Raw genomic sequence first — 12,099 nt, 5'->3', positions numbered from 1 at the left:
TGCCCGGCGAGGGTGGCGGCGCCGACCGCGAAGGTGATCAGCGCGCCGAGTCCCCACAGCGCCGCCACGCTGCCGGGCAGGGCGTCCAGGACCGGCCCGACGATCAGTGCGCCGCCGAGGCCGCCGACGATCGACACCAGGGCGATCACGGCGAGGCGGATCATCGCGCGGCGCGGGTTGGCGGGCCGGGCGCCGGTGCTGATCGCGAGGATCGAGGCGCACAGGTAACCGCCGACGCACCAGCCGACGACCAGGTAGAACGACGACAGCCCGTTGAAGTCCCCGGGGGAGGCGGGGGCGACGTCCACGGTCCGCACGGTGCGCCGCTCGGCTTTCTCCACGGTGGTGGTGAGCGTCTGCAGCGCGGTGGCGAGGGCGGTGCCGCCGCCGGTGGCGACCAGGAGCGTGTCGGTGGGGCCGGCCGGGTTGACCACCAGGGCGCCGTCGAGGTCGCGGTTCATGATCTGCTCGCGGGCCGTCTCCTCGTCGGCCACCGCCCGCGGGTCCAGGGGCGAGCCGGGCAGCCGGTCCAGCCGGGTGACCGTCTGCCGGGCGACGGCCGCGGGCGAGACCACCCCGAACGGCGCGTCCCTGAGTTTCGGGTGGTGCAGCGCTCCCACGTAGGAGGCGATGAACAGCAGCTGGAGAACGACCACACCGAGGACGAGCAGAGTGGCCCGCGGGGTGACGGCGTCTTTCACCTCGCGGAGGAAGGTGGTCTGTGTCATGTCCCCACGCTCCGGGGAGACGGGTGTTTCCGCAGGTGGGAGGGGCCCGAACGGCTGTCGTACACATGTTCGGGATTTGGTCTATGGTGGTGGTGGGCAGGTTGGAACGAGTGTTCGATAGCGGAGATGGCGGGAGGTGCGATGCCGGGCTTCACGCATCTGCACACCGTCTCCGGGTTCTCCCTGCGCCACGGCGCCTCGCACCCGGAGCGGCTGGCCGAGCGCGCCTTCGAGCGCGGCATGGACGCCCTCGCCCTCACCGACCGCGACACCCTCGCCGGCACGGTCCGCTTCGCCAAGGCCTGCGCCCGCGCGGGCGTGCGCCCGCTGTTCGGCGTGAACCTGGCGGTGGCCCCGGCGGCGACCGCCTCCGAGGCCGGTCCCGCCCACCAGGACCGGCGCCGCCGCACCCCCGTGCGGGGCGGTGCCTTCATCGACGAGTCGACCCCGCGCGTCACCTACCTCGCCCGCGACGGCGCCCGCGGCTGGGCCGATCTGTGCCGCCTGGTCACCGCCGCCCACCGCCACCCGGACACCCCCGTCCTCACCTGGGGGGACAACCACGCCGACGGTCTCACCGTGCTGCTCGGCCCCGGCTCCGACGTCGGCCGCGCCCTGGCTGCGGGCCGCCCCGACCGGGCCGCGCGGCTCCTCGCCCCCTGGCGGGAGGCCTACGGCGACGACCTGCGTCTGGAGGCGGTCTGGCACGGCCGTACCGGCACCGGCCCCGGCTCGCTGCGGCTGGCCGCCCGGACCGTCGGCTTCGCCGCCGAGCAGGGCGTCCGCCCGGTGCTGAGCAACGCGGTGCGGTACGCGGACCCCGGCCAGGGCCGGGTCGCCGACGTGCTGGACGCCGCACGCCGCCTGGTCCCGATCGACCCGGCCAAGGAGCTGGACTCCGGTGAGGCCTGGCTCAAGGGCGCGGGGGCCATGCGGGAGGCGGCCGAGCGGATCGTGGAGGCCGCCGGGTACCGGCGCGAGGCCGCCCTGCGGCTGCTGGAGCAGACCCAGGCCGCGGCCGCCGAGTGCCTGGTCGATCCCGAGGACGACCTCGGCATCGGCACCGTCCACTTCCCCGAGCCGCACCTGGTCGGCGCGGACCGCCGCAGCGCGCAGCGGGTGCTGGCCTCCCGGGCGGCGGCCGGCATGGTGCTGCGCGGCTACGCGGGCCGCCGCGCCTACTGGGAGCGGATGCACGAGGAACTGGACATCATCGCCCACCACGGCTTCGCCTCCTATTTCCTGACGGTGGCTCAAGTAGTGGACGACGTACGGAAGATGGGCATCCGGGTGGCCGCGCGCGGCTCCGGCGCGGGCTCCCTCGTCAACCACCTCCTGGGCATCGCGCACGCCGACCCGGTCGAGCACCGGCTGCTGATGGAGCGCTTCCTGTCCAGGGAGCGGGTCGTGCTGCCCGACATCGACATCGACGTGGAGTCGGCGCGCCGCCTGGAGGTCTACCGGGCGATCATCGGCCGGTTCGGCGCCGAGCGGGTGGCGACGGTCGCGATGCCGGAGACCTACCGGGTGCGGCACGCGATCCGGGACGTCGGCGCGGCCCTGTCCCTGGACCCCGCCGAGATCGACCGGCTCGCCAAGTCCTTCCCGCACATCCGCGCCCGCGACGCCCGCGCGGCGCTCCAGGAGCTGCCCGAACTGAAGGCGCTCGCCGCCGAGAAGGAGCGGTACGGCCCGCTGTGGGAGCTGGTCGAGGCGCTGGACGCGCTGCCGCGCGGGGTGGCCATGCATCCCTGCGGTGTCCTGCTCTCCGACGCCTCCCTGCTCTCCCGTACGCCGGTGATGCCGACGAGCGGCGAGGGCTTCCCGATGGCGCAGTTCGACAAGGACGACGTGGAGGACCTGGGGCTGCTCAAGCTGGACGTGCTGGGCGTGCGGATGCAGTCGGCGATGGCGCACGCGGTCGCCGAGGTGAAGCGCGCATCGGGCGCCGAGGTCGACCTGGACGCGCTGCCGCCGGGCGACCCGGCGACGTACGGCCTGATCCGCTCCGCCGAGACCCTGGGCTGCTTCCAGATCGAGTCGCCGGGTCAGCGGGACCTGGTGGGACGGCTCCAGCCGGCCACTTTCCACGACCTGGTCGTCGACATCTCCCTCTTCCGGCCGGGTCCGGTCGCCGCCGACATGGTGCGGCCGTTCATCGAGGCGCGGCACGGGCGGGCCCCGGTGCGTTATCCGCACCCGGATCTGGAGGGTCCGCTGAAGGAGACGTACGGGGTGGTCGTCTTCCACGAGCAGATCATCCACATCGTCGACATCATGACGGGCTGCGGGCGCGGCGAGGCGGACCGGGTGCGCCGGGGGCTGTCCGATCCGGAGTCCCAGGGGCGGATCCGGTTCTGGTTCGCCCAGCACGCGGCGGCGCGCGGCTACGACACGGAAACGATTCAGCGCACCTGGGAGATCATCGAGGCCTTCGGGTCGTACGGCTTCTGCAAGGCGCACGCGGTCGCCTTCGCGGTGCCGACGTACCAGTCGGCCTGGCTGAAGGCCCATCACCCGGCCGCCTTCTACGCCGGGCTGCTCACCCATGACCCCGGGATGTACCCCAAGCGGCTGCTGCTGGCGGACGCGCGGCGGCGCGGGGTGCCGATCCTGCCGCTGGACGTGAACAAGTCGGGGGTCGCCCATCGGATCGAACTGGTGTCTGAATCATCGTCGTCGTCCCGGCTCTCGCGGGAGGTCTGGGGGCTCCGGCTCGCCCTCTTCGACGTGCACAACATCAGCGAGGCCGAGGCGCGGCGGATCGAGGACGGGCAGCCGTACTCCTCCCTGCTCGACTTCTGGGAACGGGCCCGCCCCAGCCGCCCGCTCGCCCAGCGGCTCGCCCAGGTCGGCGCGCTGGACGCGTTCGGCGCCAACCGCCGCGACCTGCAACTCCACCTGACCGAACTGCACCGCGGCGCGCGCGGCAAGGGCGGCGGCGGAGGCCAGCTCCCGCTGTCCGGCGGACGGCGGACCGCCTCCGCCGGGCTGCCCGACCTCTCCGCGGAGGAACGGCTCAGCGCCGAGCTGGGCGTGCTCTCCATGGACGCCTCGCGCAATCTGATGGACGACCACCGGACGTTCCTGGACGAGTTGGGCGTGGTGAGCGCCCGCCGGCTGCGCGAGGCCCGGCACGGCGAGACGGTGCTGGTCGCGGGCGCCAAGGCGGCCACCCAGACACCGCCGATCCGGTCCGGCAGGCGGGTCATCTTCACCACCCTGGACGACGGCACCGGCCTGGTCGACCTCGCCTTCTTCGACGACTCCCACGACGCCTGCGCCCACACCGTCTTCCACTCCTGGCTGCTGCTGGTGCGCGGCGTGGTCCAGCGGCGCGGCCCGCGCAGCGTCAGCGTGGTGGGCGCCGCCGCCTGGAACCTCGCCGAACTGGCCGAACTGCGCCGGGAGCAAGGGCTGGAAGGGGTCGCGGCCCGGCTCGCCGGCGCGCCCGGCACCGGTCCCGCGGCCGACGGCGGGGCGCCGCCCGACGACGGCCAGGGGGCCGCGCGGGGGCGGCTCGCCGGTTCCGACGGGCTGCCCGCCCCGGCCGGCTCGGCCGCCCAGGACCGTATGGACCACCACCGGTCCCGGACCATCCGCATGCCCACGGGGTACGAGATGCACCCCTGGGCCGATCTGCGCCCCGCGGGGCAAGAACCCTCACAGACACGGAAGTTGTGGCACCAGAGCCCGGGGAGTGCGGGATGACGATTCTCTGCGTACGTTTCCAGCTGCCGCCGATGTACGAGGCGGCCCTGCCCCAGCTGCTCGGACTGCTGGAGGAGTTCACGCCGGTCGTCGAGGCGCTGCCACCGGACGGGGCGCTCGCCGATCTCGGCGGTGCCGAACGCTACTTCGGGCGCGACGCCGTCGAACTGGCCTCGGTGATCCGGGTCCGCGCCCTCGCCCACTTCGGCGTCGACTGCGTGATCGGCGCCGGGCCGGGCCCCATGCTGGCCCGGATCGCGCTGCGCGCCGCCCGGCCCGGGCTGACCTGCGCGGTCCCCGAGGACGCCGTGGCGGAGTTCCTCGCCGACCGGCCCGTCGCCGTCCTGCCCGGCGTGGGCGCCGCGACCGCCCGCACCCTGTGCGAGTACGGCCTCGACACCCTCGGCCGGGTCGCCGCCGCGCCGCTGTCCACGCTCCAGCGCCTGGTCGGCGCGAAGGCGGGCCGCGAGCTGCACGAGAAGGCGAACGGCATCGACCGCGGCCGGGTGGTGCCCAACGCGGTCTCCCGCTCCCTGGCCACGGACCGCCCCTTCGAACGCGACGAACTGGATCCGGAACGGCACCGCCGCGCCCTGCTGTCGGCCGCCGAGGAGATCGGCGCCCGGCTGCGGGCCGTGGACAAGGTCTGCCGCACCCTCACCCTCACCGTGCGCTACGCCGACCGCTCCGCCACCACCCGTTCCCGCACCCTCGCCGAGCCCACCGCCCACTCGGCGGCACTGGCGAAGGCGGTCTACGGCATGTACGACGCCCTCGGCCTCCAGCGCGCCCGGGTCCGCGCGATCGCCCTGCGCGCCGAGGGCCTCACCCCCGCCGAACAGGCCTCCCACCAGCTCACCTTCGACCCCGCGGACGAACGGATCCGCCGTATCGAGGAGGTCGCCGACCGCGCGCGGGCCAAGTTCGGGCCGCGCGCGGTGATGCCGGGAAGACTGGCGGCGTAGATTGATCCGATGGCTCTGAGGATCGATGTGCGCGACTTCGTCCCCGAGGACGAGCCGGCCGTGCTGGAACTCTTCGCCGACTGCGAGGACTGGTTCGTCGCCGCCACCGGGCAGCCGTCCGGGCCGGGCGATGTGCAGAGCATGTACTACGCACTCCCCCCGGGCTGCGCGCCCGAGCGGAAGCGGCTGCTCGTCCTGGAGGCCGAGAGACAGGTGATCGGGCTCGTCGACGCCGTGCTCGGCCACCCGGACCCGGAGAGCTGCGCGGTCGGCTGCTGCCTGCTGGCACCGCACTGGCGGCGGCGCGGCATCGGCACCGCGGTCGCCGGGGCCCTGCTGTCCGCCGCGCCGGCGGTCCGGCGGGTCACCGCCACCCTCGCGCCCGGCTGGGTCCCGGGCATCGCCTTCGCCCGCGCCACCGGCTTCCAGGTCGCTTCCGCCCCGGGGGCGGCCGTGGGCGACCGGAACACGGGACCGGCCGAACGGGCGGCGCTGCGGGCCGAGTTGGACGTCCGGTCGTTCCGTGCCGGTGATCGCGGGGTGGTCGTGGACCGTACGGGCGTCAGCGGGCCCACGGCGGGCTGATCCGCGTCCCGTCGGCCAGCTCCGCCTCCAGGCCGACGGAGGTGGTGACCCAGGTGACGGCGGTCCGCTCGCCCGGGTTCTCGACCCCGAAGGCGGTGCCCGCGGTGACGATCACCGTGTCGCCGGGGGCGAGGTGCGCGGTACGGCCGTCCAGGGTGACCCGCAGCTCGCCGTCGAGCAGATGCAGGATCTCCTCGCGGCTGACGGTGTGCACCGGTGCGACGGTGCCCGCGGGAATCTCGCCGCGCCAGGCGCACAGCTCCCTGCTGCCGGTGCGCGGGGAGGCGTGCGAGACGAAGCGGGCGCCGTGCAGCTCGTGGACGAGGGCGTCGGTGGGACGGATGACGGGCATGGGCGGCTCCCTCTCGATGGCAGATGGTCAATCTGCTTGACCATCTCTTCGGGCTCAATGGTCAACCCGCTTGACCATTTGGTCAAGGGTGTTTCAATTCCCTGGTGCAGAACTCCGACGCCCTCTCCCTGACCGCCGCCCTGCTCGCCGCCGCGGGGGAGCTCACCCGGCGCATCAACGAAGGTGTGGTGGCCCGGGGGTTCGAGGGGCGGCCCGCCTACGGATACGCCTTCACCCGGCTCGCCCGGGGCGGGGCCACGGTCACCGAGCTCGCCGCCCACCTCGGGGTCACCAAGCAGGCGGCCAGCCAGCTCGTCGACGAACTGGTGCGCAAGGGCTACGTGGAGCGGCGGCCGCATCCCGTGGATGCCCGGGCCCGGCTGCTGGAGCTGACCGAGAGGGGCCGGGCCTGCACGCGGGCCGCGGAGGAGGCGGCGGCGGAGGTCGTGGGGGAGTGGAGCGAGCTGCTGGGGGAGGGCGAGGTGCGGGTGCTGCGGGAACAGCTGGGGCGGATCGCGCCGCACGGGCCGGTCCGGCCTGTCTGGTAGAGCGGCGACAGAGCGCGCCTCGGCATCGATCGGTGCTGCGTGTTTTTACCGTCGCGCAGCTTCCCCTTGGTGCTACTCGTCCGTAACTTGACGAGTGAACAGCATCCCGTGATCCGGATCACAGGGCGTAAGGCAGGCGAACCTCCTTCCCCACGAGCCGTCAGGAGATCACCCGATGCTGCCCTGGAACCGCAACCACGTCCGCAGATCCGTGGCCGCCGTGCTGCTGGCCGTCGCGGTCGCCCTCGTCCCCGCCACCACCGCCCGCGCGGGCGACGCTCCCAGCCGCGGCTGGAACGACTACTCCTGCAAGCCCTCCACCGCCCATCCCCGGCCCGTCGTCCTGGTCCACGGCACCTTCGGCAACGCCGTCGACAACTGGCTGGGCCTCGCCCCGTACCTGGTCGCACGCGGGTACTGCGTCTACTCCCTCGACTACGGCCGGCTCCCCGGCGTCCCGTTCCTCCACGGGCTCGGGCCCGTCGCCAAGTCCGCCGAGGAACTCGACGCGTTCGTCGACAAGGTGCTCGCCGCCACCGGCGCCGCCGAAGCCGACCTGGTCGGCCACTCGCAGGGCGGCATGATGCCCCGTCACTACCTCAAGTTCCTCGGTGGAGCCGCCGAGGTGAACGCGCTCGTCGGCATCGCACCCGACAACCACGGCACGACCCTCGGCGGACTCACCGCGCTGCTGCCGTACTTCCCCGGCGCCGAGGACCTCCTCACCACCGCCACCCCCGCGCTCGCCGACCAGATCGCCGGATCCGACTTCCTGAACCGGCTCAACGCGGGCGGCGACACCGTCCCCGGCGTCCGCTACACGGTGCTCGCGACCCGGTACGACCAGGTCGTCACGCCGTACCGGAGCGGCTTCCTGGACGGGCCGAACGTACGCAACGTGCTGCTCCAGGACCTGTGCCCGGTCGACCTCTCCGAGCACCTGGCGATCGGGCTGTTCGACCGGATCGCCTTCCACGAGGTGGCCAACGCGCTCGACCCGGCGAACGCCCGGCCCACCACCTGCGCCGCCGCCTTCAGCTGACGGCCGCCGGGGTCCGGCCGGCCTGAGCCGCCGGCCGGACCCGGAGTCCCCTCGCCTCAGCGGCCGTGCCGGCCGCCGGTCACCGCCTTGCGGCGGACCGAGGCGAACAGGGCCGCCGCGCCGAGCGCGAGTGCCGCCGCGCCGCCCACGGCGAGGTACGCCGTGCCGCTGTCGCCGCCGGTCTCGGCGAGGTTCTGCGACGCGCCCGCCGCCTTCGGCTGGTTCGCCCGCGCCGATCCGGCGGCCGCCGCCGCGGCGGGCTCCGCCGTCGTGCGGTGATCGTCGTCGCCGTGGCCGTGGTTCTCGATGGTCGAGTGCTCGGCACCGGCCTCGATCTGCTCCTCGGACGGGGCGGAGGCGACCGGAGCCGGGGCGGCACCGCCGTTCGTACCGCTGCCGCTGCCGCTGCCGCTGTCGGTGGCGGTGTCGCCGCTCGCCGGGTCGCCGGCGTCCGGGGTGCTGCCCGAGGTGTCGGCAGGGGTGCCGCTCGTGGCGCCGCCGAAGGTGACGTCGGAACAGGAGTAGAAGGCCTCCGGGCTGTCCGAGCGCTGCCAGACCGCGTACAGCAGATGCTTGCCGGTGCGCTCGGGAAGCGTGCCGGAGAACGTGTAGAAGCCGCCCGCAGCCGCCGGATCGGTGGCGGTGGCCACCGGGTTCGCCAGGTCCAGGTCGTCCCAGGCGAGCGGCCGGGCGGGGTCGTAGCCCGGCTTGGTCAGATACACCGTGAAGGTGCCCCTGTGCGGAGCGGTCACGCGGTACTTGAAGGCGTACGAGCCGCTGCGCACGCTGGTCGCGGGCCAGTCGGCACGGGCCAGGTCGAGGCCCTTGAACGCCTCGTTGTTCGCGCTGCACAGCTTGCCGTCCGGGATCAGCGACCGGTGCTGCCCGGCCGCGTTGCCGATGCGGATGCCGTTCCAGTCGTAGAGCGCCTGGGTGCCGCCCGCCGCGACCGCCGCCCTGCACGCCTGCGAGGACGGGCTCTCCGGACCCTCCGCGTAGCACTGCGAGACCCGGCTGACCGGGTCGCCCATCGAGCCGTGCGCGGACGCGGGCGCCGCCGAGAGCGCGGTCAGGGCCAGCGGGCCGAGGCCGAGGGCGGCGACGGTGGCGGCGGCCTTGCGGCGGGGTGCGGGCATGGAGGAACTCCTAGGGCGGTCGGGCTTTCCGGTGATCCCGTGGGGGTGATCAGAAGCTAGCCCCGAGAGCTCGCGAAATCGCCCGCCGAGGGCGGCTGACGGAGATCCTTATGGTGCCGTTAAGGGAGTGCTCAGGCTGCGCTGAGGCAGCTACCGTGCGGAGCATGAACGACCTGGAGATCCGGCCCGCCGTCGCCGCCGACACCCTCGCCGTGAAGTCCGTGACCGACGCGGCCTACCGGCACTACATCGCCCGCATCGGGGTGGTGCCCCAGCCCATGGAGGCGGACCACGCGGCGGACGTGGCCGCGGGGCGGGTGTTCGTCACCGGGGAACCGGTGACCGGTCTCGTCGTCCTGGACGCGTACGACGACCATCTGTTCCTGGACAGCATCGCCGTCCGCCCCGACGCCCATGGCCAGGGCGTGGGGCGACGGCTGCTGCGGTTCGTCGACGCGCACGCGCGCGTGCTCGGCCTGTCCGAGATCAGGCTCTACACGAACGCGATGATGTGGGAGAACCAGAAGATCTACCCCAAGTACGGATACGAGGTCGTGGAGCGGCGCGTCGACGGGCCGTACGACCGGATCCACTACCGCAAGCTCCTGGACTAGCTCTCCGGCCACCAGGTGCGCGCGATGTCCTTGCGCACCTCGGGCCGCCCGGCGGGACGCTCGTCGGCCGCCTCTTCGCGGATCCGGCGCGCGTCCGACGTCTTCAGGGGCTTCCGCACGGTCACACGGCGCATGTCTGCCTCCTAGTGGGACTACCGAGTTCCGCGTTCTCACGGAGGTAGACCCGTTCGGTGAGACTTCCTCATCGCCGCCCGATTAGTCTGTGGCGGCTGTCACGATTCGGTTGCCGGTGGCGGGTGTCACCTTTGGGACCGCGGCGAACCCCCGTGATCGGGCGACCGCGCTGCGTGCCCGCGCCGTCGCGTGACCGGCCGGCGACGGCGCGTGACCGGTCCGGTGGTTCAGCCCAGCAGGGATTCCAGGCCCCCCTCGCCGGTGGCCAGGCCCTCCAGCTCGTCGAGCGCCGACAGCGCGGCCCGCGCGGCCCCGGGATCGCGCTCCGCGAGGCCGCTCTCGGCGAACTCGTCCTCGTCCAGGCGGCGCACGTCGGAGCCGTCGGCCGAGCGCCACAGGTCCAGGTCCAGGTCCTCGACGACCAGCTCGCCACCGGTGCGGGTGGCCGGCCGGGTGATGTCGCAGTACCAGCCCTTCAGGGTGCCGTCGGCCGCGCGGACCTCCTTCACGGAGTACCAGCGGTCACGCCAGTAGTACTCGGTGAAGACATCACCCGGCTCGAAGCGCACGAAGCCGAAGTCGCGGACGCCCTCGCCCGCCCAGGCGGCGCGGACGGCGACCCGGGTCCCGTCGTCGGTGAGCAGCTCGGCGGCGTAGCGGATCTTCGTCCGGCCGGCCTTGACCAGCACGACGTCGACCCGGTCCGCCGGTTCAGCCGAGTTCGCGGACATGACGCACCTCCGTGGCGCAGATCTGGTACCCGAACCACGTGTTGATCGCGAGCATCGGGCCGTTCTCGGTGTCGTTGCCGGTGAACGCATCCGTGTACCCGGCGGCGCGCGCCCGGTGCAGGGAGTCGTTCTTGGCGAGTCTGGCCAGGCCCCGGCCGCGGAAGGCGCGGGCGGTGCCGGTCATCGCGGAGCCGTAGCGGCGGCGGGGACGGTCGGTGTGGGCCGCGCTGAACGCGACCGGGCGGCCGTCGGCGACCGCCACCGACGTCAGCTCCGGATCGAGCAGCGGATGCTTCCAGGTTTCCTCGACCCACGCCGCGAAGTCGGTGAACTCCGCCTCGATGTCGCTCGGTTCGTCCGCCGTGGCCTCCGCGTCCAGCTCGAACAGGGGGCGCGGGTCGTCCGCGTAGTCGGCGGCCGTGCGCAGCTCGACCCCCGGCGGCGGGTCCTGCCGGGGCGGCAGGGTGCCGTGCGCCAGGTCCAGGCGCAGGAAGTGCGCGGAGCGGCTGGGCCGGTAGCCGTGCCGTTCGGCGAAGGCCCGGTGGGCGGGCTCGTCCAGCACCCAGGAGAAGAGCCGGGTCGCGCCCAGCCCCGCCAGATACTCCTCGGCGGTGCGCACCAGCAGCGAGCCGGCGCCGCGCCGGGTCCGCTCCGGGTGCGTGTACACGTTGAGGTACCCCTGGCCCGGCTCCGGGCTGTCGTGGGCGAGGCCGACCTGGGCCGTGCCGATGATCTCGCCGTCCTCCTCGGCGACGTACTGCCGGAAGCGGGCGTCGGGATGGCTGTGGGTGAGGCGGTGCAGGACGGAGTCCGGGGTGTCCAGCATGAACGGCAGGGCCAGGCTCCGGACCTCGGCGAAGCCCTCGGCGTCGGCCCGTACGCCGGGACGCAGCTCGCGCACGATGACGGTCATGCCGGCGCACGTTACGTGGGGAAGGGGACCGGGTGCCTCCCATTTTCCGGGGGGTACGGGACAATCACCCCGTGACGTTGAAGATCCACATCGATGAGGGTGCCGCGCCGCCGTACGAGCAGGTGCGGGCGCAGATCTCCGCACAGGCGCGGTCGGGGGAGCTGCCGGTGGGCTACCGGCTGCCGACGGTGCGCGGGCTGGCGGAGTCGCTGGGGCTGGCGGCGAACACCGTCGCCAAGGCCTACCGGGCGCTGGAGACGGACGGCGTGATCGAGACCCGGGGCCGCGGCGGCACGTTCGTCGCCGCGGCGGGCCCGGCGGCGGAGCGCGAGCTGGCGTCGGCCGCCCAGGCGTACGCCGAGCGCGCCCGCCGGCTGGGAGCCGACCGGGACGGCGCTCTGGCGGCGGTGCGGGACGCCGTGCGGGCGGCGTACGGGGAGTGACCCCGGGCCGCGAGCGCCCGGCTGGGTGAGCGCGGCGTGCGGGGAGTGGTCCCGGGCCGGGCGTGGGGACAGTGGCCCTGGCCGGGAGGGCACCGGCGCGGGACGACGAAGGCGAGCCCGCCCGGCTGAACCGGGGCTTCGGCCGGCTCACGGCGCTCGGTGCGATCCCGGCGCCCGAGCGCCGTGAGCCGGCCGA

At 73.9% G+C, this 12,099-nt stretch carries 13 protein-coding genes; 7 read left to right on the top strand and 6 right to left on the bottom strand.

The window, feature by feature from the left end:
* A partial coding sequence (locus CCN42_RS10375) for a DUF3533 domain-containing protein (protein WP_086734787.1) occupies positions 1-728 on the bottom strand: 728 nt, incomplete at its 3' end.
* A 141-nt stretch (positions 729-869) separates the two neighbouring features.
* Here CCN42_RS10375 and CCN42_RS10370 point away from each other — a divergent pair.
* Genes CCN42_RS10370 through CCN42_RS10360 form a run of 3 tightly spaced genes read left to right on the top strand, consistent with a single transcriptional unit; the run spans position 870 to position 5,989 of the window.
* Positions 870-4,439, top strand: a complete 3,570-nt coding sequence (locus tag CCN42_RS10370) for a DNA polymerase III subunit alpha (protein ID WP_086734785.1) — start codon at positions 870-872, stop codon at positions 4,437-4,439.
* Positions 4,436-5,404, top strand: coding sequence for a DNA polymerase Y family protein (locus tag CCN42_RS10365; RefSeq protein WP_086734783.1), 969 nt, complete (start codon positions 4,436-4,438; stop codon positions 5,402-5,404). The genes CCN42_RS10370 and CCN42_RS10365 overlap by 4 nt, the downstream gene beginning before the upstream one ends.
* A 9-nt stretch (positions 5,405-5,413) precedes the next feature.
* Positions 5,414-5,989, top strand: coding sequence for a GNAT family N-acetyltransferase (locus CCN42_RS10360; RefSeq protein ID WP_086734782.1), 576 nt, complete (start codon positions 5,414-5,416; stop codon positions 5,987-5,989).
* Here CCN42_RS10360 and CCN42_RS10355 read toward each other — a convergent pair.
* Positions 5,967-6,341 (bottom strand): cupin domain-containing protein, encoded by a 375-nt coding sequence (locus CCN42_RS10355; RefSeq protein WP_086734780.1) that lies wholly within the window; start codon positions 6,339-6,341, stop codon positions 5,967-5,969. The genes CCN42_RS10360 and CCN42_RS10355 overlap by 23 nt on opposite strands.
* Before the next feature lie 104 nt (positions 6,342-6,445).
* Here CCN42_RS10355 and CCN42_RS10350 point away from each other — a divergent pair, with 104 nt between their 5' ends.
* Both CCN42_RS10350 and CCN42_RS10345 read left to right on the top strand, forming a co-directional pair.
* The gene (locus CCN42_RS10350) at positions 6,446-6,889 is read left to right on the top strand and encodes a MarR family winged helix-turn-helix transcriptional regulator (RefSeq protein WP_086734778.1); all 444 of its coding nucleotides are present in this window, start codon (positions 6,446-6,448) and stop codon (positions 6,887-6,889) included.
* A 175-nt stretch (positions 6,890-7,064) separates the two neighbouring features.
* The gene (locus tag CCN42_RS10345) at positions 7,065-7,931 is read left to right on the top strand and encodes an esterase/lipase family protein (RefSeq protein ID WP_086172919.1); all 867 of its coding nucleotides are present in this window, start codon (positions 7,065-7,067) and stop codon (positions 7,929-7,931) included.
* Positions 7,932-7,987: 56 nt separating this feature from the next.
* Here the strand turns inward: CCN42_RS10345 and CCN42_RS10340 are convergent, their stop codons facing one another.
* On the bottom strand, positions 7,988-9,067 hold the full coding sequence (locus tag CCN42_RS10340) for a lytic polysaccharide monooxygenase auxiliary activity family 9 protein (protein WP_086734776.1): 1,080 nt from the start codon (positions 9,065-9,067) through the stop codon (positions 7,988-7,990).
* Between the two features lie 164 nt (positions 9,068-9,231).
* On the opposite strand from CCN42_RS10340, the gene CCN42_RS10335 reads away from it, so the two are divergent.
* Positions 9,232-9,681 carry a GNAT family N-acetyltransferase gene (locus CCN42_RS10335; RefSeq protein WP_086734774.1) on the top strand — a complete coding sequence of 150 codons (450 nt, stop codon included), beginning with the start codon at positions 9,232-9,234 and terminating at the stop codon, positions 9,679-9,681.
* On the opposite strand, the gene CCN42_RS10330 is transcribed toward CCN42_RS10335, so the two are convergent.
* From CCN42_RS10330 to CCN42_RS10320, 3 genes are all read right to left on the bottom strand, one after another.
* Positions 9,678-9,815, bottom strand: coding sequence for a hypothetical protein (locus CCN42_RS10330; protein ID WP_086172922.1), 138 nt, complete (start codon positions 9,813-9,815; stop codon positions 9,678-9,680). The genes CCN42_RS10335 and CCN42_RS10330 overlap by 4 nt on opposite strands.
* Before the next feature lie 228 nt (positions 9,816-10,043).
* A complete protein-coding gene (locus CCN42_RS10325; protein WP_086172923.1) occupies positions 10,044-10,547 on the bottom strand; it encodes a ribonuclease FAU-1 family protein in 504 nt (167 codons plus the stop codon).
* Positions 10,528-11,460, bottom strand: coding sequence for a GNAT family N-acetyltransferase (locus tag CCN42_RS10320; RefSeq protein ID WP_086734773.1), 933 nt, complete (start codon positions 11,458-11,460; stop codon positions 10,528-10,530). The genes CCN42_RS10325 and CCN42_RS10320 overlap by 20 nt, the downstream gene beginning before the upstream one ends.
* 71 nt (positions 11,461-11,531) lie before the next feature.
* Between CCN42_RS10320 and CCN42_RS10315 the strand changes: the two genes are divergently transcribed.
* Entirely contained in the window at positions 11,532-11,903 is a 372-nt protein-coding gene (locus tag CCN42_RS10315) for a GntR family transcriptional regulator (protein ID WP_173883381.1), read from the top strand.
* Positions 11,904-12,099 lie beyond the last annotated feature (196 nt).

Source organism: Streptomyces glaucescens (assembly GCF_002154375.1).
GTDB lineage: Bacteria > Actinomycetota > Actinomycetes > Streptomycetales > Streptomycetaceae > Streptomyces > Streptomyces glaucescens.
The sequence above is the reverse complement of the archived record's forward strand: the minus strand, read 5'-3'. Positions and strand labels throughout refer to the sequence as shown.